The sequence below is a fragment of the Rhodococcus sp. APC 3903 genome, from assembly GCF_030407755.1.
Taxonomy (GTDB): Bacteria; Actinomycetota; Actinomycetes; order Mycobacteriales; family Mycobacteriaceae; genus Rhodococcus_F; species Rhodococcus_F erythropolis.
The window spans coordinates 290,186-315,785 of the sequence record NZ_JASDCV010000003.1 but is presented as its reverse complement, the minus strand read 5'-3'; the positions used below and the strand labels follow the sequence as shown (position 1 = coordinate 315,785).

Here is a 25,600-nt window from a genome sequence, read left to right as displayed (position 1 = left end):
TGCGGCTAGCCTGGAGCGCGTGCCACTGCTGTCCACGACCGGCCGACGAGTTCCGTTCGCCCTCGCTGCCCTCGCTCTCACCACCGTTCTCACCGCTTGCGGCGACTCGGATCAACCTCCCACCGCACCTACCTCGTCGCCGAGCGAAGTCACTGTTCCGGTGACCGCCGCCACCGTCGAGGTACTCGATGGGGGAAGCGAACCGCGCGAGGTACTGCGCATGAACTTGCCTGTCGGCACCACGCAGACGGCGACGCTCGTCACCCAGGCGGTCGTGAGTCAGCAGATCGATCAACAGCCGGCACAAGATTTCTCTTCGCCGGAGATCACGATCCCGCTCTCGGCAAACGTGACCGCTGACGATCCCACCGCTGTCGTAGACCTGACGCTGTCGTCGATGACCTCGCCGGATGCAACGCTGCAGGCAGCGCTGAGCGGGGCCGACGGATCTGCGGCCGGATTGTCGGTCACGGATTCGGGCGCCATCACCGCCCTACGGTTGAAGCCGTCCGCCAACTCGGCCAATGCTGCCCGCGCTGCAATCGAACAGGCGCTCGGCCAAGCGGTCTACCGGACCGTTGCACTCCCCGACGCTCCGGTCGGTGTCGGCGCACGTTGGGTGGTTCGACAACAAGTCAGCAGTGAAATCCTGCTCGATCAGACAACCACCGTCACGCTCACCGCGCGGGAGGGCAATCGGCTTTCGCTCGCGGTGGACGTATCGCAGACCCCGCAGAGCCCGGTCTGGAACCTGGCCGGTGACGCCGGAACGCTGAACATCGATCAGTACGTCATGGCCGGCTCCGGAAACCTCACCGTCGACCTCTCACTCCCCTTGCCGATCGCCGGACAGATGACCGTCGGCGGCGACCAGGCGTACGGCGATCCGGACAGCTCCTCGGTGATCCGGCAGACGATCTCCAACAGCATTCGGTGGGAATCGTGACACGCCGGTCGCTCGCACTGGGCCTGACAACAACGGCGGCACTGTTCGTCGTCACCGGTTGCGGCTCGGACGACTCTCCTAGTGCTGACACAACTACGCAGGTTTCCGCCCCACAGGTCGGCTTGGCGCCGTTCACAGCTGCTCCGGCCCCACCGCTGAGCGGGGCACCGCTCGACCGTGATGCGCTGCAACGAGCCGCGCTCACCCTCTCCGAACTACCTGCGGACTTCGACATAGTTCCCGACCCGGTCGACGACCTCGGCCTCGCACCGGCGCCGGAGAGTTCGGAGGCGGACAAGTCGAGCACCGACCCTGCCGTCTGCGCTCAGGTTCTGGCACCGATAGCCACCCAGGCCGCCGGATCCGTCGCCGACCTCTCCGACATGTTCACCGGCCCCGATTTCACGAGCATCGATCAGGACTCTGCTTCGTACGCCGACGGCGCAGCGGCAGCAGCAGCTTTCGAGAAACTTCAGACCACGCTGGCCGGGTGTGCGGAGTATTCAGGAACCGATGCCGACGGAACGACAATCACCTATCGCGTCGGCGGAGCATCGGACCCGAACGTCGGCGACGCGTCTTTCGCTTTCCGAATCATCACGGAGAGTGGCGGTTTCACCTTGGTCGCCGATGCGATCGTGGCCGCAGTCGGGACCACGTTGACCCAGGTGTCCGCAACTGCGCCGAGTCCGATCGCCCCCGACGTGCTGCACTCGATGGCGTCGGCCGCCGCCGATCGCCTGCGCGCACAAACGCCCTGACAACGAGCGGATTAGTCCCGTCTCGGCCTTACGCGAATGATTCGGGACCACAGACCCTTTGACAACTGCCCGTCCACACTGAACGGTGAGAGTAGGTACGAAACAGACCAACGCGACACACTGATGTGAGGAGCCAGAGTTCATGCCGGAACCCAGAAGGTCAGATCACACCGATTACGTAGCCGTCAATCCGATCTTCTCGAGGCCTGGCGAGGATTCGGTTGCATCGAAGTACACACTCGAACCCGACGGCATGCTTCCCGAGACCGCCTATCAGATCGTCCACGACGAAACGATGCTCGACGGCAATGCGCGGCTCAATCTCGCGACGTTTGTCAGCACGTGGATGGACGACCACGCCACCAAGCTGTATACCGAGTCGTTCGACAAGAACATGATCGACAAGGACGAGTATCCACAGACCGCCGCGATCGAAACCTATTGCTGGCGCATCCTTGCCGACCTCTGGCACTCGCCCTCCCCCAAGGACGCAATCGGTACCTCGACGATCGGTTCGTCCGAGGCGTGCATGCTCGGTGGCCTGGCGATGAAACGACGCTGGCAGCACGCACGAAAAGCCGCGGGGAAGTCCACCGAAAAACCAAATCTCATCATGAGTTCCGCCGTCCAGGTGTGCTGGGAGAAATTCTGCAACTACTGGGACGTCGAGGCGCGCTACGTGCCGATCAGCGAGGAACACCGGACCCTCGACGGTCACGATCTGGACAAGTACGTCGATGAGAACACCATCGGCGTAATCGCGATCATGGGTGTCACGTACACCGGGATGTACGAGCCGGTCCTGGAAATCTCGAAGGCACTCGACGCGATCCAGGAAAAGACGGGACTCGACGTTCCCATCCACGTCGACGGCGCTTCCGGCGCAATGATCGCCCCGTTCCTACAGCCGGAACTCGAATGGGATTTCCGGCTCCCGCGCGTGCACTCCATCAACACCTCGGCGCACAAGTACGGACTCGTCTATCCCGGCCTCGGCTGGGTGGTCTGGCGATCGCAGGATCTACTTCCCGACGACCTCGTGTTCAAGGTGAGCTACCTCGGCGGCAGTATGCCGACCTTCGCGCTGAACTTCTCGCGGCCCGGTGCTCAGGTGATCCTGCAGTTCTACTTGTTCCTGCGTCTCGGCCACGACGGCTATCGCGCGATCCAGCAGTCCTCACAGGACGTGGCGAAATTCCTCGCCGAAGGAATCGGGAAGCTCGACGCCTTCGAATTGTGGAACGACGGTTCCGACATCCCGGTCTTCGCGTGGCGCCTCGCCGAGGGCCACACGTCCAACTGGACGCTGTACGACCTGTCCGACCGGCTGCGGGGCAAGGGCTGGTTGGTGCCGGCCTATCCCATGCCGGACGATCTCTCGGATCTGACAGTGCAGCGCATCGTGGTTCGTAACGGACTGAGCATGGACCTGGCAGCCAATCTGCTGCGCATCATCGAAGAGGAAACCGCGTTCCTCGACGAACTCGACAGCCCGATGCCGCGGCCACGCGTCACCGAGGGATTCCATCACTGACGACGCTCACTGCATGAAGAGCGGCCGCCGACTCCCTTTCGGGGGTCGACGGCCGCTCTGGTGTTTCAGGTGTTGCGCAGAGATCAAGCAGCGCAAGCAGGCGAGGTCAGACCTGCAACGCCGACGATCTGGCAAGCGGTGGTCTTCGAGAGCTTCCAGACGCCGTCCTCGTAGACGAACGAAGCCTGCAGACCCTGCTGCAGCGGCTGGCCGTTGACGACGATGTTCAGCGAAGCTGCGGCCGTCTCGCTACCCGTGTCGGTGACCGGGTCGAGGATCTCGACCTGCGCGCCGGCAGCCTTGGCGGCAGCGGCGACCTGGTTGATCAGCTCGGGATCCTGCTCGGCGCCCTGGACGAGGTTGACCTTGTCTGCGGCCGGAACGGTCTCGTCGAGTGCCTGAGCGACCTTGCCGTTGAGCTCAGCAGACGTCGGGAGCTCGGGAGCTGCAACGTCCGTGGTGCTGGTGGTGGCCGTCGCACTCTTGGACGTCGTGGTGGGTGAGTCGGTCTTGTCATCCGAGCCACAAGCGGTCATCGTCAGGGCTGCTGCGATCGCCACGGCTGCAACGGTCATCTTCTGAAGCTTCAACTTCTCAGTCCTATCCATTCGGGTGTTCACATTCGAGCGTCAGTCGAACATCGTGCTTGCTCGAGGATCGTCGACAACATTACCCAACGGTAAGCGGAAAAAGTCTAAGGACATCCTCAGAGAAGGCTCTCGACCGCATCTGCTACCTCGAGCACCTCATCCGATTCGGCGAAGGTTTTGGCTATTCCCGTTCCGCTGGAACGGGTTTCGAAGCGAACTGTCACCACTCCGTGCCCGGCGCCTTGCACCCAACCGTGTCCGTATTCTGGATGCTTCACGTCCAAACCAGGGTGCCAGTAGCGCTGAGGGACGCGTGCGGCCACCGGAACGTCGAGTTCGGCCTCATCGAGGGCGCCCGTGAGAGTCTCGACCGGATAGCCGGGAACATCCTGATCCAACTCGGGAAAAAGTGATCCTTGCCGAACGGTGGACAAACCGGCGAATCCCACACCGACGAGGCGAATCGGCCCCAATTCCTGCGGGTCGATGACCTGTTTCTGCGCAGTCGCGACAAGGATTTGGCGGTCGATGGTGGCAAACGGCAACGTCACGGATCGCGTCAGAATGCTCATATCGGACTTCTTGAGCTTCAGTACGACGGTGCGAGCTGCTCTTCCGTCCTTCTCCAGCCTGGAAAATGCTGCGCGACCACTACTTTCGACGGCCGCGCGCAGTTGCGCCATCGTGACGATGTCTGCGGCGAACGTGGATTCCGCGCTGATCTGCTTGGATTCGGCACGCTCCGCGACCGGCCGGTCGTCGATCCCCTGCGCGAGCCGATGCAACCCCGGTCCGACAGTGGTTCCGAGTATCGACGCCACCTCCGCTATGGGAGTGCGGGCAAACCCTCCGATGGTTTCGATGCCGAGACGCTTGAGCTTTTCCTCGGCAACAGGGCCGATCCCCCACAGCTTTCGCACCGGAAGTGGATCGAGCAACTCGTGCTGCATCCCGGGAGGAATCACTGCGACGCCGTCGGGCTTTGCCAGTCCCGACGCGATCTTGGCGACCTGCTTACCTGCGCCGGCACCGATCGAGGCGACCAACCCGGTCTCGGCTTTGATCAACGCCCGCAGGTCCTCACAAAACGCGCGGACCTCGTCGGCGCCGACTCCGGCCAATTCCACTGGTTCGCCGAATGCCTCGTCCACCGACAATTGCTCGAGGATCGGCATACGAAGGCGCAACGCGTCGAAGGTGCGTTTACTCAGAACCGAATACAACGACATCCGCGGTGGCAATACCACCGCTCCGCCACCGACCATCCGGCGTGCTTGGTGCATCGGCATTGCCGAACGCGCACCGAAAACTCTCGCTTCGTAACTTGCCCCGGCCACCACTCCGCGCCCGCCCAAGCCGCCGACCAGCACCGGCCGACCTCGCAACGTGGGACGCGTCAACTGCTCGGCGGAAGCGAAAAACGCATCCATGTCGAGATGCAGCACCCACCTGCGACTTCGTGTGGGATCACCTTGATTCATCGGGAGTTACGGTTCTCTCAAAAGTAGGTGCAGAATTTACGTCCGCGCCTTCTTCTTGGGCGACTTCTTCTTCGGCAGGGGTAGTACGTCGGCAGTCCGTTGAATGAAGGCGTGCAGGTGATCGAGGTCCTGCAGCCGTTGCTCCGTCACCCGGTAGTAATCCTTCGCTCCCGGGTACGGCGGAGCCAGATCGGCCTCTGATCCGAACTCCGTACTGACCTCGGTGGGTTTGACGAACAGAACGTCTCCGCAGATCAAGCCCACGATCTTCTCGTCGCAATACAATCCGTACTCGCCGAACATCGCCCTTGCCCGCACGTCGAGCGGTTCCAACTGCTCGAGAATGCGCGCCACGGTTTCCTTGCTCGTACTCATGAGAGCAAACTACTCCGGCACCCCGACAACAGACATTCATCGGGGAGCCGGAGTAGTTACGGCGGTATTAGACCTTCGTGATCGCGGCGCGGATACCGTCACCGAGATCGACGGCGTCGTCTCCCGCTTCACCCACCGAGAACGAGGTGGCCAGAACCTCACCGGCGATCAATTCGCGATGACGCTCCGCCCACTCCTTGCAGTCCTGCGGAACCTCGAGTACGACGTTGATCCGGTCCGAGACGTCCAAACCGGCGGCACGACGCGCATCCTGCAACTGACGGATACGGTCCTTCGCCCAGCCCTCGGCTTCGAGTTCCTCCGTCACGACGGAATCGAGTACGACGAGTCCCGCACCGTCTGGCAATGCAGCCGTCGAATCAGGCTCGGCTGCAACCAGTTTCTGCGTGTACTCCTCGGGCAGCAGTTCGATGCCCGCCGCAACTACGACGCCGTCCGCGTTCTCGGTCCAGTCGCCCGCCTTGACCGCCTTGATGACAGTCTGAACGGATTTGCCCAGACGCGGTCCTGCAGCACGCGCGTTGACCGCGATCTCGAAGCGCCCGTGCACGTCGACGTCATCGGTCAGATCGACCTTCTTGACGTTGACCTCGTCGGCAATCAGTCCGAGGAACGGACGCAGACGCTCGGCATCCGGCGCCGCAACCGTGACCTCGGGCAGCGGAAGACGAACTCGCAGATTCTGTGCCTTGCGCAGGCTCAGCACCGTGGAGCACACGGTCCGGACGTCGTCCATCGCCGCTACCAGCTCGGGGTTCGCGGGGAGCTCCGACGCCTCCGGCCAATCAGCCAGGTGAACCGAGCGCTCCCCGGTCAACCCGCGCCAGATCACCTCGGACACCAGCGGCAACAGCGGCGCAGCGAGACGCGTCACGACCTCGAGCACGGTGTGCAGGGTGTCGATCGCGTCGCGATCCTCGTCCCAGAACCGCGAACGAGACCGTCGCACATACCAGTTGGTGAGCGCGTCGCAGAACAACCGAAGCTCGTCGCACGCGCCGGCGATGTCGTTGACCTCGAGGGCCTCGGTGATCACGTCGCGGGTGGTAGCGAGCTTGGCCAGGATGTACTGATCGAGGATGTTCTCCGAATCGGTACGCCACACACCGGATTCCGGCGCGTACAACTGCAGGAAGCTCCAGGCGTTCCACAGCGGGAGCAACGCCTGACGTACGCCTTCGCGGATGCCCTGCTCGGTCACGATGAGGTTTCCGCCGCGCAAGATCGGCGAAGACATCAGGAACCATCGCATGGCATCGCTGCCGTCGCGGTTGAACACCTCCTTCACGTCCGGGTAGTTGCCCTTGGACTTGCTCATCTTCAGTCCGTCGTCACCGAGCACGATGCCGTGCGCAGCAACGGTTTTGAACGCCGGACGATCGAAGAGTGCGGTTGCCAGCACGTGCAGCGTGTAGAACCAGCCGCGAGTCTGCCCGTTGTACTCGACGATGAAATCGCCCGGGAAATGGCCCTCGAACCATTCACGGTTCTCGAATGGGTAGTGCACCTGCGCGTACGGCATCGAACCGGATTCGAACCAGCAGTCGAGCACCTCGGGAACGCGGCGCATCATCGACTTCCCGGTCGGGTCGTCGGGGTTCGGACGGACCAGGTCGTCGATCATCGGGCGATGCAGGTCGGTTGGACGCACACCGAAGTCTGCCTCCAACTGATCGAGCGAGCCGTACACGTCCGTACGCGGGTACTGCGGATCGTCCGACACCCACACCGGGATCGGGCTGCCCCAGTAACGGTTTCGGCTGATGTTCCAGTCTCGTGCACCTTCGAGCCACTTGCCGAACTGGCCGTCACGGATGTGCTCGGGCACCCACGTGATGTCCTTGTTCAGCTCGACCATGCGATCTCGGAACTTGGTGACCGCGACGAACCACGAGGGAACCGCCATGTAGATCAGCGGCTGCCCACTGCGCCAACTGTGTGGGTACGAGTGCTCGATCGTCTCGTGCCGCAGCAGCTTTCCGGCAGCCTTGAGGTCCTTGATGATGACCGGGTTGGCGTCGAACACCATCAGGCCCTCGTACGGCGGAACCATCGAGGTGAACTTTCCACCCGGATCGAGCGGCTGTACGACCTCGATACCGTTGGCCGTGGCCACGTCCATATCCTCTTCACCGAAAGCCGGTGCGAGGTGGACGATTCCGGTTCCGGAGTCGGTTGTCACGTAGTCCGCCGAGAGCACGACGTGCGCATTCGGATGTCCGAGGAAGAAGTCGAACGGCGGTGTGTACGACAGTCCGACCAGCTCGGCGCCCTTGTGACGGGAAACGACCTCGGGGTCCTCCCCCAGCTCACGTGCGTAATGAGCTACCCGTGCTTCTGCGAGCACGTACCGCTTTCCGTCCTCGCCGAGCACCTGGACGTAGTCGACCTCGGGATGAACCGCAGTGGCCAAGTTGGACGGCAGTGTCCACGGAGTCGTGGTCCAGATGATCGCGTTTGCGCCGTCGAGGGGTGAACCCGGAGCGACCAACGGCATGTCGACCGTGACTGCAGGATCCTGACGCATCTTGTACGCGTCGTCGAGACGAGTCTCCTGATTGGACAGCGGAGTCTGCTCGTACCAGCTGTAGGGCAGCACACGGAAGCCCTGATAGATCAGGCCCTTGTCGTGCAGCTCCTTGAAGGCCCACATGACGGACTCCATGAAGTCGACGTCCAGGGTCTTGTAGTCGTTGTCGAAATCGACCCAGCGCGCCTGGCGGGTGACGTAGTCACGCCACTCGTCGGTGTACTTGAGCACCGAGGCCTTGCAGTACTCGTTGAACTTGGCCAGACCCATGACTTCGATCTCGGCCTTGTCCTTGATGCCGAGCTGCTTCTCCGCTTCGAGCTCTGCCGGAAGGCCGTGGCAATCCCAGCCGAAGCGTCGTTCGACCTTGCGTCCACGCATTGTCTGGAAGCGCGGCACCAGGTCCTTGACGTACCCCGTCAGCAGGTGGCCGTAGTGCGGCAAACCGTTTGCGAATGGCGGTCCGTCGTAGAAAACGAACTCTTCGTTACCGTCCCGATTGGAAACCGACGCACGGAAGGTGTCGTCGTCGTCCCACTGTTTCAGGACTTTCTGTTCCAGTTCGGGGAACTTGACTCCGGTGTCGGCGGGGACACCGTAGTCGACTTTGGGATACCCGTTACTCGCCATGGCGATCTCCTCGTGCCAGTCGGACTCGGCACGGGGACGACGTGACGCTTGTGCGCCGACACCGCGGTACCACCCCGTTTGCACCCCGCAGATCCGTGCTTTCACACCGGATCTCGAGCTGCCACTCGATCGAGCTGTGACGGGCTCACCCGTTCGGTTCTACTGGGTCCTCGACACGTACGAAAGCGTCGACAACCGTTCTTCCGAAAGCTCCCCGGTGATTGCCGGATCACAGCCTGGTATTCGTGTTGGACAGTCTAATACTCGTCCTGGACCTTGTCGGAACTCGCCCTAGGTCTTGTCGGGGGCACCCGGCGACCCGCCGTGGTTTCCCTGATTGTCGTCGTTGGCAGTAGCTGCATCATCGGTCGAGGAATCCGAGGAACTCTCGACTCGACCGTAAGGCGACGACACGCCGCTGCCCGATATCGGGTCATCCAACGAAGGAACCGCCTTCCTGCTGGTCAGCGCACTGACCAGCAGGAGGACGGCACCTGCTACACAAATCGCGATACATGCCCACGCCCAGATCAGCGACCCTGTGGTCAGGGCAACGATCAGGAGAGCGAAGCCAACTCCCGCGAGAACCAACGTCACGACCAGCACGTATCAACCTTTGTCCGGTCCGATAGCTGAGCCGACGAGGCGCTCTCGGTCAGCTGTTTCCCTTGGCGAAGGACGGGCTGTAGGAATCCTGTCCACCGTCGACCGGAACGGCCGAGCCACGCTGTTCGAGCTCTTCGAGCTGCGATTCCAGGTAGGACTTCAGGCGCACCCGGTACTCACGTTCGAACGTCTTCAGCTGCTCGATACGGCCCTCGAGGACCGAACGCTGCTGGTTGATGGTCGCCATGATTTCGGTGTGCTTCTTCTCGGCGTCTGCCTTGAGAGCGTCTGCCTTCTCCTGAGCCTGGCGAAGCTGGGTCTCGGAGCGAGTCTGAGCGTCGGTCAGCATTGCCTCCGACTTGTTGCGCGCATCCGCGATCATGCCGTCGGCCTTGCTGCGAGCCTCGCTCATGAGCTGCTCGGAGTTGGTGCGAGCACTGCCGAGCAGCTGCTCGGATTCGGTCTTGGCATCGTTGGTGAGGCGATCCGCCATCTCCTGAGCCAGTCCGAGGACCTTCGCGGCCTGCATGTGGGTGTCGCCACTCTGCGGCGCTGCAACGGCAGCGGCGGCGGGAACCGGAGCTGCAACGGGTGCAGGCTTGGGCGGTTCGACAACCCGAGCGGGCTCCGGCTTGGGCTGCGCTGCGACGGGTGCTGCCTGCTGAGCAGGTGCCGGCGACTTCTTGGCAGCCGCGAGCTCCTGATCCAGCTCACCTACGCGCTGGCGCAGGTCCGCATTCTCTTCGATGAGCTGCGACAGCGCCTGCTCGACGAGGTCGAGGAATGCGTCGACCTCGTCCTCGTTGTAGCCACGCTTGCCGATAGGCGGCTTGCTGAACGCAACGTTGTGCACGTCAGCTGGAGTCAGTTGCGGCATGGAAGGATCCCTTCACGCGTCATTTGGCGGTCTAGCAAGCATTCAGTTGCAACACAGTCTACGTAGTGGCGAACCACCGGATGAGTTATGGCTTCCATTCTGGCATACCACTCACTCGGACTGCGCTCAGCGAACAACCGACATCAGGATGATGACGATGAAAAGCAAGACCATGATGGATAGATCCAAGCGAACTCCACCGAGGTTGATCGGGGGGATCAACCTGCGGAGCAGTTTCACCGGAGGATCGGTGATCGTAAAAATGGTTTCGAGAATGACTGCGACCAATCCGGTCGGTCGCCAATCTCTGGCAAACGAACGAACGAACTCGACGATCACTCTGCCGATCAGCAACAGCCAGAAGACAACCAGCACCAGATAGATCACAGAGAGAAGCGCGTCCACACCCTCACTCTGCCTGACTTCTGCGGTGTGTCCAAAACAGACACACCGCAGCAATTCCGGAACCGGCCCGCATCGAGTCCGTCTTGTAACGGCCGGCGATGGGTCCGAATGCGGCGTCCGCCGAGACGGGCCGCCGTTCGAATGTGCTCACGTCACCCCTGCTCAGGGGCCGGACTGCGGTCGAGACCATCATTTCTGGCTGTAGAAACCCGTCTCCGCGATACGACGGCGTTCCTCAGCGGAAACGTCGATGTCAGCCGGTGAGAGAAGAAACACTTTGGTGGCTACCTTGTCGAAAGAACCACGCAATGCGAACGCCAGGCCGGCCGCGAAATCGACCAGACGCTTCGCGTCGGCGTTGCTCATGTCGACCAGATCCATGATGACGGGAGTGCCGTCGCGGAACCGCTCACCGATGGTGCGGGCCTCTGCGTAGCTCTGCGGACGCAGTGTCGTGATCTTGGCGAGCGGGCCGCCGTCATCGACAACAGGCGCACGTCGCGCTTCGGGACGCTCTGCACGGGCGTCGACCGCGAGGTTTCCACGGCTTGCCGGACGCGGCGCCATCGCCGGGCGGCTACTGCGGCTGGGAACGGTGTCGACGCGGGGCCGGGAATCGTAGCGATCGAACTCCGCGTCCTCTTCGTCACGACGACTGGGCGCGTAGCTCGCCTTCGAGAAGGCAGGTTCGACGAACTCGCGGTCGTCGCGCTCGGCATAGCCGTCGTGACTACGACGGGGTGCGCGGCGAGCCTGATCGGGCTCCTCCACGTATTCGTCCTCGTAGTCATCGAGGGGAACCATGCCGAAGTAAGCCTTGAACTTATGCAGGTTGCTCATTGATCGACCTTCCTTGGCGCGGCGGAATCAATCCGACTGCGACCGGTCGCAGCGGTGTGGACGGGTTGGGCGATCACCTGAGCGATCACCTCGAGATTACTGGTCGTGAGCCGAGCAGTGCGGTTCCGACACGCACGCACGTTGATCCGTGGCGCAATGCGGCCTCCAGATCACCGGTCATGCCAGCCGAGAGTTCGGTTGCCCGAGGATGCGATTCGAGAATCAAAAGATGTGCCCTGCGGAGGATTTCGAACTGCTCGTCCGGATCTGATCCAAGTGGCGGGACGGCCATCAGTCCCGCAAATTCGAGACCTTCGGCTGATTCGATCCGCTCGGCGAGAGGAGTTAGCTCTCCCGTGGGAACTCCGCCACGCGCAGGGTCTCCGTCGAGACTTACCTGGATGAGCACCCGCAGCGGCGCTTTACGCTCCCCGTCGGACAAAGCTCCGAGCGCCGCCCGATCGAGTGCATCGGCCAGTCGTGCACTGTCCACCGAGTGAATTGCGTAGGCCCACTTCGCTACCGAACGCGCTTTGTTGCGCTGCAACTGCCCGATCATGTGCCAGCGAACCGGATCGTCGATCGCGCCGCTCTGAGCAGCGCCGTCGAAGTCCGCGACCTTCTCCACTGCTTCCTGCTCACGAGACTCACCGAATTCACGGCAACCCAGTTCGTACAGGATTCGGGCGTCGGACGCCGGAAAGAATTTGGTAACTGGCAGCAGTGCTACGTCGGAAACTTCACGACCGGCGGCAAGGCAGGCGGCCGCCAGCCGCGCACGCACCGAGTCGAGTGCCGTCGATATTTCTGTCAGCCGCATATCCGTCTGGCGCATTTCTGCCTAGACGGTTTCCTGCGCTGCGGGCGCTTCCATCCAGATCACTGCAGCTTGACGCCCGGTCAGAGATTCTCGGCGATGACTGAACAACGCGCGATCCTCGATCGTGCACCGCGGGTCCTCGGCAACACCGGACACACCCGCGGCGAGCAACTGCTTACGCAGTCCCGCACGCAGATCGAGTCCCGGCGTGCCCTTCTCGGTGCGAGTTGCGCTGCCCGGCAAGTGCTTTTCCACGTCCGCACGCATCGCGGCGGGAACCTCGTACTGGCGTCCGCTCGCTGCCGGGCCGAGGAAGGCACCGATACGTGAGACGTCCGCGCCCTGTCGCACCATCTCCGCGAGGACACGCGGGACGATACCGATGCGGGCACCGATCCGTCCCGCATGAACTGCCGCGATCACACCGGCCTCCTCGTCGGAGAGCAGAACGGGAACACAGTCTGCGCTGAGGGTGGCGAGCGCCAGGCCGGGAACGGTGGTGACCAGAGCGTCCGTCACGGGAATCACTTCGTCGGTCGGTTCCGTCACGACAGTGACGTTGCGCGAGTGGATCTGTTCCATCCACACGAGATGGTCAGGCTCGACGCCTATTTCGCGTGCCAGACGACGGCGATTCGCCTCGACGGCTGCCGGATCGTCTCCGACGTGATCGCCGAGATTGAACGACTCGTACGGCGACGCGGAAACACCACCAGCTCGGCTGGTCACGACGCGGCGAATGCGGGTGCGGGTGGTCGACTTCTCGGTACTCAAGATAAGTGTGCTCACAAACGTCGAAAGTTGTCGTCCGGCTCAGACGTGACCGGACATCCAGTCAAGAACAGGGTACCCAGAAATTCCGGGCACCCTGTTCTCGAAACTGTTTGTAGCCCTGCGTCAGCGACGCATGAAGACAGGCACATCGACGTCGTCGTCGCCCTCGTCTTCCTGGACCGGCGCATGGCGTGGGCCACCGATCGGAGGCAAGCTACCCGAACCCGTCGTCTCGCGCGCTGCGGAAATCGGCTGCTCGCCAGCAGGTTCGGCGGCCACCGGTGACCGGCCGACCTCACCCGCGCGCCCGGCGCCGATAGCTCCACGTCCCTGTGCGGTCGACTCCACGGGACGACGAGCCGGAGCTCCTCCGTCGAATCCCGCAGCGATGACCGTCACACGAACCTCGTCACCGAGTGAATCGTCGATGACCGTTCCGAAGATGATGTTGGCGTCGATGTGCGCGGCTTCCTGCACCAGCGAAGCCGCCTCGTTGATCTCGAACAGGCCCAGATCGCTACCGCCGGCGATCGACAGGAGAACGCCGCGGGCGCCTTCCATCGATGCTTCGAGGAGAGGCGAATTGATCGCAGATTCCGCCGCCTTGATCGCGCGTCCCTCACCACGTGAGGATCCGATGCCCATCAACGCACTGCCTGCACCGGACATGACACCCTTGACGTCCGCGAAGTCGACGTTGATCAGACCCGGGGTGGTGATGAGGTCGGTGATGCCCTGGACACCGTTGAGGAGAACCTCGTCGGCGCTGCGGAAGGCGTCCATGAGGCTGACGGCCGCGTCACCCAACTGGAGCAGGCGATCGTTGGGAATGACGATCAGCGTGTCGCAGGACTCCCGGAGCGCCTGGATTCCGGCATCCGCCTGTCCCCCACGACGCTTGCCTTCGAAGGAGAACGGCCGAGTCACGACGCCGACGGTGAGTGCGCCCAGCTTCCGGGCGATGCTTGCCACGACAGGGGCACCACCGGTTCCGGTGCCACCACCCTCGCCTGCGGTCACGAACACCATGTCGGCGCCCTTGATGACCTCTTCGATCTCGTCCTTGTGATCTTCGGCTGCCTTGCGACCCACTTCAGGGTCAGCACCGGCGCCGAGGCCACGGGTCAATTCACGACCGACGTCGAGCTTGACGTCGGCGTCACTCATCAGAAGGGCTTGCGCGTCCGTGTTGACCGCGATGAACTCGACTCCCTTGAGTCCCTGTTCGATCATGCGGTTGACTGCGTTCACGCCGCCGCCGCCGATGCCGACGACCTTGATTACGGCGAGGTAGTTGTGCGGGGGCGTCATCGGCTCTCGCCTTCCGTGTCGTGTTTCACGCTGTTTGTCAGTGCTGCTGTCTTTTTACTGCTGCTGTATTTGTCACTGCTGGTGTATTTGTTACTGCTGGTGTTCGAGATAAACTCTAAACCTCAACCACAGGGTTAGAGTTATGTCAAGTATTCGATCTGAAACGAAACGCTATGCACCGTCGTCGCGTTCCGCCATTAGGCGCGCCGAGACACACCGAAGTATTTGCCACGCACCGGCGCACGGGTGCACCGTGCGCTATCGGACCGTCGGAAGATCAGGACTGGACACGTCGTACGTCTGCCCCGGTTGAGTCAACAGAGGAAGCGTCACGGCAGCCTTACGATCCGAGTGCTCGACACCGCCCCAGTTTACGACGCGACCGTCGAGCAGAGTCAGCGTGACACTCGAAATCGACCGAGCGGCAACCTCTCCCACCTGAAATCTCAGATCCGGCGGCAACACCGACAACACCTCGAGCGCGGCAAGCGTCGGCTCGTCGTTCCATCCCGGCGTCGGTGTCACCAGACGCGGAACCCCCGGCGGCGGGACTCCCATCTCGAAGTCGACACCCTTCTCGTCCAGCAGGTGTGCACCCTCGGGTGAGTCGACGAAGACAACCGGTACCCGTTCGGTGACGGTGACGCGAATGGTCGACGGGTACATCCGCTGCACTCGGGCGGAGGCAACCTTCGGAATCGTCGCTACACGTGCGGCGGCGGCGCCGGTGTCGACCCGCATCAACGGCTGACCGGTCGGTACTGCCAGGAGCGAAAGGATCTGTTCCTCACTGACCGTCGTCGCACCGAGAACTTCGGTGCCCCGGACCGAGAGCACCGGAGACAACCAGGCCGTCAGCGCAATTCCCACCACCAGCACGATTGCCAGCGGTGCCACGATCAGCGGTCGCTTGAACCACTTACGAGTCGGCGTGGGTTCGGGAGCCGGCTCCGTCGACCGCGTCGAGTATCGCGATTCGGTACGAGTACTGCGCCGACGCGTACTGGTGGCTCGCCTGGCTTGAGGATCTCGACGCCCGCGACGACTTCGTGCGTCGGGTGTCATCGCGGCGCGGGATGCGGCGCCGAACGCAAAGCATCGAGGATCTGTTTGCCGAGCATGGTCACGTCACCGGCGCCCATCGTGATGACGATGTCGCCGGGGTGAGCCAACGCCGCCACCTGCTTCGGTGCCTGCGACAGATCGGGTTGATAGTGAACAGGTTTGGTGACCGATTGAGCGACAAGCGCACCGCTGACTCCCGGCATCGGCTCTTCGCGAGCACCGTAGACATCGAGAACCACTACCTCGTCGGCCAAGTCCAGTGCCTGCGCGAACTCCACGGCAAATGCCGCTGTGCGCGAATAGAGGTGAGGTTGGAAGACCACGATCACACGTCCGGCTGCCGAATTGGTCGACGACGAATCATCTTCCGGTCGAACCAGATCCGCGGCCGCGCCGAGAACCGCGCGAACTTCGGTCGGATGGTGGGCGTAGTCGTCGAACACCCGGACACCACGCTCGCGGCCGGTGAACTGGAAGCGGCGGTGGACGCCACCGAATCCGGCGAGCCCCTCGACGATCTCCTCAGTCTCGGCGCCCGCATCACGGGCGGCCAGCAGGGCGGCAAGTGCGTTGAGCGCCATGTGCCGACCCGGCACTGCCATCCGCACGGTTCGCGCGGCGCTCTCGCCGGCCAGTTGGAACTGCAGGACTCCCCCGACGTCGTGTGCATGGAAGCCCAGTAGTCGGACTCCGACCTCGACGCCGTCGACAGGTTCGAAGGCAGTGCCCGCTTCCACTTCCTGCGCATCCGCTGATCCGTAACCGAGCACACGGATGTCCGAACGACCCGAGGCCACGATTCGCTTCGCGAGATCCGCAGATCCCGGATCGTCGAGGCAAGCAATCAGAAGTCCACCCGGACGTAGCTTGTCGACAAAATCGTCGAACACCTTCACATACGCTTCGACGCTGCCGAAGTAGTCGAGGTGATCGGCCTCGATGTTAGTCACGACGATCACGTTGGGGTCGTACTGAAGCAGCGACCCGTCGCTCTCGTCGGCCTCGGCGACAAAGACGTCACCGCTGCCGTGATGGGCATTCGTGCCCGCCTCGTTGAGTTCGCCGCCAACGGCAAACGAGGGGTCGAAACCGCAGTGCTGCAGGGCGACCACGAGCATCGACGTCGTCGACGTCTTGCCGTGTGTTCCCGAAACCAGGAACGTGCGATTGCCCTGCATGAGTGATGCAAGGACAGCCGGCCGAAGAATCACCGGGATTCCGCGGCGAGCGGCCTCGACGAGTTCCGGGTTGTCCTTCGGGATAGCTGCGTGCGTCGTGACGACGACGGTCGGTCCACCTGGCAGCAGGTCGAGAGCATCGGCGTCGTGGCCGATCCGGACCTGTGCCCCGCGTGCACGGAGCGCCAGGACTCCTCGGCTCTCCTTGGCGTCCGAACCCGAGACAAGGCCCCCGCGGGAAAGCAGAATTCGAGCGATGCCGGACATACCGGCACCGCCGATTCCGACCATGTGTACTCGCTCGAGGTGGGCGGGCAGCGCGGTCATCGGTTTCCCCTTGCGTTTTCCTGGACGGCGTTTTCCTTTGCCGCGATGTCGAGCACGATCCGTGCGATCTCGGTTGCCGCCGTGCGGTGCCCGACATTGGCAGCGCCACTGCTCATCTTGTCGAGGCGCGCGCTGTCGCTCAGCATCGGGACGACGGTGCCGGCGACGAACGTCGGCGTGAGCTCGTTGTCGGAGACGATGATCGCGCCGCCCGCTGCGACAACGGGTTTCGCGTTGAGTTCCTGTTCACCGTTGCCGTGCGGCAGCGGAACGTAAACGGCCGGTAGTCCGACCGCCGAGACCTCGGCGACCGTCATCGCGCCCGAACGACAGATCGTCGCGTCGGCTGCGGCATACGCGAGATCCATCCGCGAAAGATAAGGAACAGCCACATACGGTGCCGTCTCCGAGTACTGCGTGACCTCGAGGGAGTTCTTGGGTCCGTGTGCGTGAAGGACCGAGATCCCGGCCTTCGCCAGTTCTTCCGCTGCGCCGGACACCGCGTCGTTGAGCGACTTCGCGCCTTGCGATCCGCCGAAGACGAGCAGAACGGGACCGTCCTGAGGCAGTCCGAAGTACTCGCGAGCTTGCGAGCGGAGTCCCGCTCGATCGAAATTGGCGATCGACGCGCGAACCGGGATGCCGACGATCTCGGCGTCCTGATCGCCGCGGTTCTTCACTCCGGAACCCGGAACAGCGGCAAGCACCCGCGTCGCCAGGCGAGCACCGATCTTGTTCGCGATGCCGGCACTGGCGTTCGCCTCGTGGATGACGATCGGAATCTTGCGTCGGCGCCGAAGAACACCACCACGTGCGGCAAGATACGCCGGAAGCGCGACGTAACCACCGAAACCGACGATCACGTCGGCGTCGACGGAGTCGAGTACCTCACGGGTCTTGCGCACCGAGGCGAGGATGCGTGTCGGCAATTTCACCAGATCCATCGTGGGCTTACGAGGAAGCGGAACCGGCGGAATGAGCTCGAGTGTGTACCCGCGGGCAGGCACCAAGGTGGTTTCGAGACCACGTGCTGTCCCGAGTGCGGTGATCCTGGTGTCGGGCTGAGCGGCCTTGACCGCGTCCGCGACCGCAAGTGCGGGTTCGATGTGACCAGCCGTGCCTCCCCCTGCCACCACTACCGACAGAGCCGATTTGTTGCCGCTCACCTACGAATTCCTCGCTCTCGAACTTCTCGTGGATCTTGTGCCCTACGTGTCGGCGCCTGCCGACGCTGACCATTCTGCCCTCCCGCGGTGCGCTTCCGTGACCCAGCGGCCGCACCTCGGTTGGAATCCGCGGAAGGGCGAGCGCCTTGATCTGCCCGCTTGCGTCGATCGCCCGTCTCGATCGCGCGCCGGCCGTCGCGTCCGCGTGCCGGTTCGATCTGTCGTACGGGCTTCGGTCGACGGATAGGCCGGCCCCCTGACGGCGGGTGGTACAGCACCGGCTTGGGCAGTCTGAGCAACTTCGAGATCTTGCCGTCCTGCCCGGAGTTCAGAGCGGCAACTGCTTCTGGCTCGTGGCGCGCTGCATTGGCGATGACGCCGAACATGAACAGCGTGATCGCCAAGGACGAACCACCGGCGGAGACCAAGGGCAACTGGAGTCCGGTCACCGGCAGCAGTCCGATGACGTAACCGATGTTGATCATCGCCTGGCCGACGATCCAGGTAGTTGCGGTGGCCGACAGGAGCCGCCAGAACGGATCGATGCTGCGGGCTGCGATCCGCAGCCCCGTGTACACGAATACAGCGAACAAACCGATCACCACAGCGCAGCCGAAAAATCCCAGCTCTTCGCCGATGATCGCGAAGATGAAGTCGTTGTGCGCGTTCGGTAGGTAGTTCCATTTGGCGACGCTCTGCCCGAGTCCGCGACCGAAAAAGCCGCCGTCTGCGAGCGAATACAAGGCCTGCTTGGCCTGATAGTTGTTGCCCTGCAGGTCATCGCTCTTGTTGAAGAAGGCCTGGACTCGGTCGGATCGATAACCCGCCGTCATAGCCAGGACAGCGGCGCCGACAACGCCTGTCAGCGCTATCGAGCCGAAGAGTTTCAGTGGAAGCCCACCGAACCACAGCAAGGCCCCGACGATGATTCCCAGTGCGATGGTCGTACTGAGGTTCGGCTGCGCGACGACCAAGGCGAAGACCAGCATCGCAGCGGGCACGAGCGGAATCAGGATCGACTTCACGGATCGGTCGTCCGGACGTCTCGAGGCCAACAGATGCGCGCCCCAGATCGCCAAGGCGACCTTCATGATTTCCGATGGTTGCACCGAGAATCCACCGACGTTGAACCAGCGACGCGCACCCTGCGCTTCGGTGCCGATTCCCGGAATCAGAACGAGTACCAGCATGATCAGCACGACGACGAACAGCGGAAACGAATACTGCCGGAGCACTCTCGCCGGGATCCGCAGCGCGACGTAGAAGAGCACCGCCCCGAGAATCGCGAAGATCAACTGCTGGGTGAACAACGAATATGCCGAGCCACCGGACACGTACTGCTCGACGCTCGACGCAGACAGAACCATCACGAGCCCCAAGACAGTCAACATCGTGGCAATCGTCACCACCAGGTGGAACGACGCCAACGGCCGCGCCAACCAGGCACCGATTCGGGTCTTGGGACCCTTGGTCATAGCAAGTTCCCGGCTTGGCCAGGCGAATCCGTGAACGGATCGGGTAATGCGGCTACGGCGGCGGCGAAACTGTCACCACGATGTCCGTAGCTGGCGAACATGTCCAAGGACGCGGCGGCCGGGGCAAGTACAACTGCATCGCCGGGGGACGCCAACTCGGCAGCTTCGACGACCACTGCGGCCATGACGGCATCCGCGTCGGCACCCGACGGCAGCCGGATGGTGAGAGTCGAGTTGCTGCTGTTTTCGCTCACCGCTTCATCGTCCCCCGACAGCACGTGCACCACGGGAACATCGGGCGCGTGTCGCGCCAGCGCGTCCTCGATCACACCGGCGTCACGGCCGAGAAGAACGGCGCCGGACAGTCTCGGTCCCACTTCGCTCACCAACTGCTCGACGCTTGCGCCCTTGAGCAGACCGCCTGCAACCCAGACGACGCGGTCGTGCGCGAGTATCGACGGCCTGGCTGCGTGCGGATTGGTGGCCTTGGAATCGTCGATGTACACAACGGACCCGACACGACCGACCACGGCCCCTCGGTGTGGGCCGACCTTGTGTGCGGCCAGACCGCGTTCGACGACGTCGGCCTCGAATCCGAGTGCCCGCGCCAAAGCGGCAGCGGCCAGCGCGTCCATGACGCCTGCCGGGCCGGCCGGATCTATGGAAGCTGCTTCGGCCAAGCGGACGTGATCGCCGAAAGCGTTGTCCACGAGGTGTCCCGCTTCGACACCCAGTTCTCCTTCGCCCGGTTCACCCAATCTGAACCCGGTGACAATGTCTGCAGTTGCGCGAGTTCCCAGTTCGGAAGCGATTGCGTCATCGAGGCCGACCACCGCGACCTTTCCACTCAGCGCCCGCGACTTTGCCTCGGCGTACGCGCTCATTCCGCCGTGCCAGTCGAGGTGATCCTCGGCGACATTGAGGACGACGCCGGCATCCGGACGCACCGAAGGCGCCCAGTGCAATTGGAAAGACGACAGTTCGACAGCGAGGTACTCCACGCGCGGCGACGTCTCGGCGAGTGCGTCGAGTATCGGAAGCCCGATGTTCCCGCAGGCTCGGCCGACAACTCCGGCGGCGTCGAGAATCGAGGCCAGCATCGACGTCGTCGTGGTCTTGCCGTTCGTCCCCGTCACGACGAGCCACTTACGGGGTCCGCCGAAGTGCCCGCTGTGGTCGACGCGCCACGAGAACTCGACGTCTCCCCAGATGGGAATCCCGTGACCGGCGGCCGCTGCAAGGATCGGTGCGTCCGGCCGAAAACCCGGACTGGTGACGACGAGCCCGTACTCGGTGATCGAATCCGGGGCATCCTCGATCGAGGTGGTGGTCACCATGTCCGCGCCGAGTTCGGCGCAGCGCTGCGCGAAGTCGAGGGTCGAATCGGCGACCGTCACGACAGCGCCGAGCGCGACGAGAGGTTCGATGGTCGCTTGACCGGACACCCGCCCACCGGCGACCAGCACTCGCGTACCGCGGAGCCAGGACAGGTCGTTCTCGGAATCCGCTGAGCTGGTCATGGTTTTCAGCCTCCGAGCGCTGCGAGGTATTCGCTGTAGAAGAGGGCCAATCCGATAGCCGACGCAATAGCCGCCAGCAACCAGAATCTGATGATGACCGTGGTTTCAGCCCACCCGGCGAGTTCGAAGTGGTGATGGAACGGTGCCATTCGGAAGACCCGCCGTCGGCTGGACCGGAACACCGCTACCTGGATCACCACCGACGCGGCCTCCGCGACGAACAGTGCACCGATGACCACCATCAACAGTTCCGTGCTGGTGGTGATCGACAATCCGGCGAGCATGCCGCCGAGGGCAAGAGAACCGGTGTCGCCCATGAAGATCTTGGCGGGTGCGGCATTCCACCAGAGGAAACCGATGCACGCGCCGGCGCCTGCCGCGCAGAGCACCGCGAGATCGAGCGGGTCTCGGACGTCGTAGCAACCCTTACCGGGATTCGTCTCGCACGAGTAGCGGAACTGCCAGAACGTGATGATGACGTAGGCGCCGAGAACGAAACTCATCGCTCCGGCGGCCAATCCGTCGAGGCCGTCGGTCAGGTTGACGGCATTGGACCAGGCGCTGACCAGTAGGTAGCAGAAGGCGATGAAGACCACGGAACCGAGTGAGACGGTGGCGATGTCGCGGACGTACGACAGATGAACACTGCCCGGAGTCAGCCCGTCGTCACCGCGGAACTGCAGGGCCAAAATTCCGAAGGCAATGGCAGCGACGAACTGGCCGACCAGCTTCGCTGTCTTGTTCAGTCCCAGATTGCGCTGCTTGCGGATCTTGATGAAGTCGTCGAGGAAACCGACTCCACCGAGCGCGGTGGTCAGACCGAGAACGAGTAGGCCGGACGCCGACGGTCCCTCCGCGTTGTCCATGCCGAGACCGATGAGGTGTGAGCCGAGATAGCCGGCCCAGATTCCGGTCAGGATCGCGACGCCGCCCATCGTGGGAGTGCCGCGCTTGGCCTGGTGACTGGCTGGACCTTCGGTTCGGATCTCCTGCCCGAAACCTTGTTTCGAGAACGCCTTGATCAGGATCGGCGTGAGCATGATGGAGACCGCCAGCGCGATGCCTGCGGCGAGAAGAATCTGGATCACTGCGAATCCCCGCCGTTCTCGCCATCGCCGTTCTCGCCATCGGTGTTCGCGTCACCGGTGTTGTCGCTGGGCTTTGCGGCCAGAATCGCTTCGGCGACCGTCCACAGTTCAACCGACTTGGACGCCTTCACCAGGACGAGATCGCCCGGTTCAAGTTCCGCTTCGAGAATGGCGATTGCCGCAGCTGCGTCTGGCACGACGACGGACTCGTCACCCCACGACCCCTCCATCACCGCACCTTGATGCATCGCACGCGAGGTGCGGCCCGTTCCGACGACGATCAACTTGCTGACATCGAGTCTGACGGCCAGGCGACCGATCGCGTCATGCTCGACGACCGATTCCGGCCCGAGTTCACCCATCTCACCGAGCACAGCCCAGCTACGGCGCCCGAAGTGCCGATCCGATCGCGCCATGGACACCAACGCTTTGAGCGCAGCGCGCATGGAATCGGGATTTGCGTTGTAACTGTCGTTGACGACGGTGACGCCGTCGGCGCGCTCGGTGACTTCCATCCGCCTCGCTGACGCTGCCTTCGTGCCCTCGAGGACACGAGCGATGTCTGCAACCGCGAGGCCGTTTTCGAGTGCGACGGCCGCAGCGGCAAGAGCGTTGCTCACGTGATGTTCGCCGTGAACGGCCAGGCGAATACGCGCAGAACCCTGTGAACAGTTCAGCGTGAAGGAAGCCCGGGCCTGGTCGTCGACAACCACGTCGGTCGCCCGAACGTCGCAGTCTTCGGACTGGCCGACGAATACGATCCGGGCCTTGGTTCGACTCGCCATTGCGGCGACCATGCGGTCGTCGGCGTTGAGGACCGCAACTCCACCGTCGGCTGCCGACGGGAGTGCTTCCACCAGTTCACCTTTGGCGACCGCGATCGCTTCACGCGAACCGAATTCACCGAGATGGGCGGTGCCGACATTGAGAACGACGCCGATCTTCGGCGGCGCGATCTTGGTCAGTTCGCCGACGTGACCGACCCCACGGGCCGACATCTCGAGGACCAGGAAGCGGGTCTTCTCGTCGGCGCGGAGCACAGTCCACGGCAAACCCAGTTCGTTGTTGAACGAGCCTGGTGGGGCGACCACCTCACCGCGCTCGCGAAGCAGCGCCGCAATCAGGTCCTTGGTCGAGGTCTTGCCTGCCGAACCAGTGACACCGACCAGCGTCAGCCCGCCCCCCGAAGCCGACCCCTCTGCTGCCAGTTCGTCGACCACGGCCCTGGCCAGGAGGCCGAGGGCATGCAAGACGGCAGCCCCGGATCCGTCTGTGTCATGTTCGAGCAACATCACAGCGCTCGGACCGTCGTTCGGTACCGACGGGACAACTATCGCCGGAACCCCGACCGGCCGCGCTGCTAGCACCGCCACCGCACCGGCGGCCACCGCCGCTTCCGCATGGTCGTGACCGTCGACGCGTGCGCCGGGGAGTGCGAGAAACAGTCCACCTGGACCAGCCTTGCGCGAATCGAATTCGACGGTTCCTGTCACCTGAGTCGACGGATCGTCGACGTCATGCAGGGTTCCTCCGACGATCTCGGCGATCCGAGAGAGCGTCATCGGGATCATTGCTTGCCTCCATGTGCTGTGTTGATCGCGAATCGGCCGATCATTTCGCCCAACACCTCGCGGTCGTCGAATGGGTGTTTGACCCCGTCGATTTCTTGACCCACTTCGTGGCCTTTGCCTGCCACCAGTACTACGTCGCCTGGCTGCGCCCACCGGACTGCTTGCTCGATCGCGAGCGCCCTGTCCCCCACTTCGCGAATCTCGCCGCGTTCGGATTCGGGAACGTCGATGGCGCCTTGCATAACCGAAGCGCGAATTTTCGCGGGATCCTCGGTGCGCGGGTTGTCGTCGGTGACGATCAGCAGGTCTGCGCCCCTCGCACCAGCTTCGCCCATGAGGGTGCGTTTGCCGGCGTCGCGGTCCCCGCCCGCACCGACGACCACAGCCACTCGGCCGGGAACCTGATTGCGCAGGGTGGCGATCACGGCTTCGAGTGCCGCCGGTTTGTGGGCGTAGTCGACGACTGCCAGGAAGCTCTGCCCACGGTCGATCCGCTGGACCCGTCCGGGGACATCCACCGTTCCGAGTGCTCGAACAGCAGCGTCCGGATCGAGTCCGGCCGCGAAGCTGACAGTCAGTGCCAAGGCTGCGTTGGCCACGTTGTATCGACCGGGGAGGCGAAGCGAGACGGGCCACGATTGTCCGTCCGGTCCGACCAACTCGAAGGTCTGCGAGCCGTCCTCGGCAACCTGGACGGCGCCGACCTTCCACTCGGCCTCGGCCGTCGAGGTCGAGACCGTGGTCACCGCATCGCTCTCGTCGGTCGCGGCCAGCTCAGCCATCCGTCGACCCCATAAGTCGTCGACGCAGACGACGGCATGCTCGGCTCGCACCGTCGACTCGGGATCGAACAGCCGAGCCTTGGCCTGGAAGTACTCCTCGAAGTCCCGATGGAAATCCAGGTGGTCCTGCGAAAGATTGGTGAACGCGCCGATGTCGAAGCGGATGCCGTCGACGCGTCCGAGAGCGAGCGCGTGACTGGACACCTCCATGACGACGGTATCGATCCCCTGCTCTGCCATCACGGCGAACAGCGCATGGAGTTGCGGAGCTTCCGGCGTGGTCAGAGCGCTGGGCACCCGTCGACCGTCGATCCGAGTCTCGATGGTGCCAACCAGGCCGGGCTTGCGGCCGGCTCCGGCAATCGCTGCTTCGAGCAAGTACGACGTCGTCGTCTTGCCGGATGTGCCGGTAATGCCGACGACCTGCATCTTCTCCGAGGGCCGGCCGTAGATCTCGGCCGAGATCTCACCGAGCACATCCCGCGGGTTCGGATGAACGAGAACCGGGACGGACCGGTCGGGCGCCTTGCCGGCGGCCTCGATCAATTCGAGGCCGGCCTCGTCCGTCAAGATCGCGGTCGCACCGCGCCCCAGAGCGTCGACGGCGAACTGAGCGCCGTGCGTCCTGGCACCGGGCAGAGCGGCGAAGAGGTCATCGGCCACGATTCCCTGCGCACGCAGGTCGACGCCCTTGACGACGACCTCCGACGACTGTGATCCCGGTTGCCCGACCCATTCGAGGCGAGCTCCGGACAGTTCGGAGAGCGCCGTGATCGCGGTAGCAACCGGTTGTGTCGGACGCGTCCCGGGAGCGCCGTCCGAGTTCGACGATTGCAAACGATTCGGCACTGTCACTCGACTCCTGGCAATTGTCGTTGTTCTATCGCGGTCGTTGTTCTATGGCGGTCGCAGCGCAAGCAAAGTTCG

At 63.3% G+C, this 25,600-nt stretch carries 22 protein-coding genes; 3 read left to right on the top strand and 19 right to left on the bottom strand.

From position 1 onward, the window contains the following. The first annotated feature begins 19 nt into the window (after positions 1-19). The 3 genes from QMA15_RS06150 to QMA15_RS06140 all read left to right on the top strand — a co-directional run bounded on the left by QMA15_RS06150 (position 20) and on the right by QMA15_RS06140 (position 3,241). A complete protein-coding gene (locus tag QMA15_RS06150) occupies positions 20-946 on the top strand; it encodes a hypothetical protein (protein WP_060938914.1) in 927 nt (308 codons plus the stop codon). Continuing rightward, the gene (locus tag QMA15_RS06145) at positions 943-1,707 is read left to right on the top strand and encodes a sensor domain-containing protein (protein ID WP_240190414.1); all 765 of its coding nucleotides are present in this window, start codon (positions 943-945) and stop codon (positions 1,705-1,707) included. Before QMA15_RS06150 ends, QMA15_RS06145 begins: the two co-directional genes overlap by 4 nt. 142 nt (positions 1,708-1,849) lie before the next feature. Further along, positions 1,850-3,241 carry a glutamate decarboxylase gene (locus QMA15_RS06140; RefSeq protein ID WP_020969851.1) on the top strand — a complete coding sequence of 464 codons (1,392 nt, stop codon included), beginning with the start codon at positions 1,850-1,852 and terminating at the stop codon, positions 3,239-3,241. A gap of 83 nt (positions 3,242-3,324) precedes the next feature. Here the strand turns inward: QMA15_RS06140 and QMA15_RS06135 are convergent, their stop codons facing one another. The 19 genes from QMA15_RS06135 to QMA15_RS06045 form a co-directional block, all read right to left on the bottom strand. Continuing rightward, on the bottom strand, positions 3,325-3,816 hold the full coding sequence (locus QMA15_RS06135; protein WP_228117853.1) for a hypothetical protein: 492 nt from the start codon (positions 3,814-3,816) through the stop codon (positions 3,325-3,327). 131 nt (positions 3,817-3,947) lie between these two features. After that, a complete protein-coding gene (locus tag QMA15_RS06130) occupies positions 3,948-5,312 on the bottom strand; it encodes a DNA polymerase IV (protein WP_092763438.1) in 1,365 nt (454 codons plus the stop codon). 36 nt (positions 5,313-5,348) lie between these two features. After that, complete coding sequence (locus QMA15_RS06125; RefSeq protein WP_290283767.1) at positions 5,349-5,687, bottom strand: TfoX/Sxy family protein; 339 nt, start codon at positions 5,685-5,687, stop codon at positions 5,349-5,351. 67 nt (positions 5,688-5,754) lie between these two features. Continuing rightward, positions 5,755-8,868, bottom strand: a complete 3,114-nt coding sequence (ileS, locus tag QMA15_RS06120) for an isoleucine--tRNA ligase (RefSeq protein ID WP_020908068.1) — start codon at positions 8,866-8,868, stop codon at positions 5,755-5,757. A gap of 291 nt (positions 8,869-9,159) precedes the next feature. Then, the gene (locus tag QMA15_RS06115) at positions 9,160-9,474 is read right to left on the bottom strand and encodes a hypothetical protein (protein WP_020908069.1); all 315 of its coding nucleotides are present in this window, start codon (positions 9,472-9,474) and stop codon (positions 9,160-9,162) included. 49 nt (positions 9,475-9,523) lie between these two features. Then, a complete protein-coding gene (locus QMA15_RS06110; RefSeq protein WP_003941722.1) occupies positions 9,524-10,351 on the bottom strand; it encodes a DivIVA domain-containing protein in 828 nt (275 codons plus the stop codon). Positions 10,352-10,477: 126 nt separating this feature from the next. Continuing rightward, entirely contained in the window at positions 10,478-10,756 is a 279-nt protein-coding gene (locus QMA15_RS06105; protein ID WP_003941780.1) for a YggT family protein, read from the bottom strand. A gap of 189 nt (positions 10,757-10,945) precedes the next feature. After that, complete coding sequence (locus QMA15_RS06100; RefSeq protein WP_003941752.1) at positions 10,946-11,596, bottom strand: cell division protein SepF; 651 nt, start codon at positions 11,594-11,596, stop codon at positions 10,946-10,948. 85 nt (positions 11,597-11,681) lie between these two features. Beyond that, positions 11,682-12,431, bottom strand: a complete 750-nt coding sequence (locus QMA15_RS06095; protein WP_290283766.1) for a YggS family pyridoxal phosphate-dependent enzyme — start codon at positions 12,429-12,431, stop codon at positions 11,682-11,684. Positions 12,432-12,437: 6 nt separating this feature from the next. Beyond that, entirely contained in the window at positions 12,438-13,205 is a 768-nt protein-coding gene (pgeF, locus tag QMA15_RS06090; protein ID WP_047890079.1) for a peptidoglycan editing factor PgeF, read from the bottom strand. A 108-nt stretch (positions 13,206-13,313) separates the two neighbouring features. Continuing rightward, complete coding sequence (ftsZ, locus tag QMA15_RS06085; RefSeq protein WP_290283765.1) at positions 13,314-14,501, bottom strand: cell division protein FtsZ; 1,188 nt, start codon at positions 14,499-14,501, stop codon at positions 13,314-13,316. 258 nt (positions 14,502-14,759) lie between these two features. Next, on the bottom strand, positions 14,760-15,566 hold the full coding sequence (locus tag QMA15_RS06080) for an FtsQ-type POTRA domain-containing protein (protein WP_019748870.1): 807 nt from the start codon (positions 15,564-15,566) through the stop codon (positions 14,760-14,762). Next, complete coding sequence (gene murC, locus QMA15_RS06075; RefSeq protein WP_019748871.1) at positions 15,563-17,071, bottom strand: UDP-N-acetylmuramate--L-alanine ligase; 1,509 nt, start codon at positions 17,069-17,071, stop codon at positions 15,563-15,565. The genes QMA15_RS06080 and murC overlap by 4 nt, the downstream gene beginning before the upstream one ends. Further along, on the bottom strand, positions 17,068-18,237 hold the full coding sequence (gene murG / locus QMA15_RS06070; protein WP_019748872.1) for an undecaprenyldiphospho-muramoylpentapeptide beta-N-acetylglucosaminyltransferase: 1,170 nt from the start codon (positions 18,235-18,237) through the stop codon (positions 17,068-17,070). Before murG ends, murC begins: the two co-directional genes overlap by 4 nt. Beyond that, the gene (ftsW, locus tag QMA15_RS06065; RefSeq protein WP_290283764.1) at positions 18,234-19,712 is read right to left on the bottom strand and encodes a putative lipid II flippase FtsW; all 1,479 of its coding nucleotides are present in this window, start codon (positions 19,710-19,712) and stop codon (positions 18,234-18,236) included. Before ftsW ends, murG begins: the two co-directional genes overlap by 4 nt. After that, positions 19,709-21,232, bottom strand: coding sequence for a UDP-N-acetylmuramoyl-L-alanine--D-glutamate ligase (gene murD / locus QMA15_RS06060; RefSeq protein ID WP_290283763.1), 1,524 nt, complete (start codon positions 21,230-21,232; stop codon positions 19,709-19,711). Before murD ends, ftsW begins: the two co-directional genes overlap by 4 nt. 5 nt (positions 21,233-21,237) lie before the next feature. Continuing rightward, on the bottom strand, positions 21,238-22,320 hold the full coding sequence (mraY, locus tag QMA15_RS06055) for a phospho-N-acetylmuramoyl-pentapeptide-transferase (RefSeq protein WP_003941699.1): 1,083 nt from the start codon (positions 22,318-22,320) through the stop codon (positions 21,238-21,240). Further along, positions 22,317-23,891 carry a UDP-N-acetylmuramoyl-tripeptide--D-alanyl-D-alanine ligase gene (murF, locus tag QMA15_RS06050; RefSeq protein WP_021334092.1) on the bottom strand — a complete coding sequence of 525 codons (1,575 nt, stop codon included), beginning with the start codon at positions 23,889-23,891 and terminating at the stop codon, positions 22,317-22,319. The genes mraY and murF overlap by 4 nt, the downstream gene beginning before the upstream one ends. Next, positions 23,888-25,522 carry a UDP-N-acetylmuramoyl-L-alanyl-D-glutamate--2,6-diaminopimelate ligase gene (locus QMA15_RS06045; protein ID WP_019748876.1) on the bottom strand — a complete coding sequence of 545 codons (1,635 nt, stop codon included), beginning with the start codon at positions 25,520-25,522 and terminating at the stop codon, positions 23,888-23,890. Before QMA15_RS06045 ends, murF begins: the two co-directional genes overlap by 4 nt. Positions 25,523-25,600: the final 78 nt, after the last annotated feature.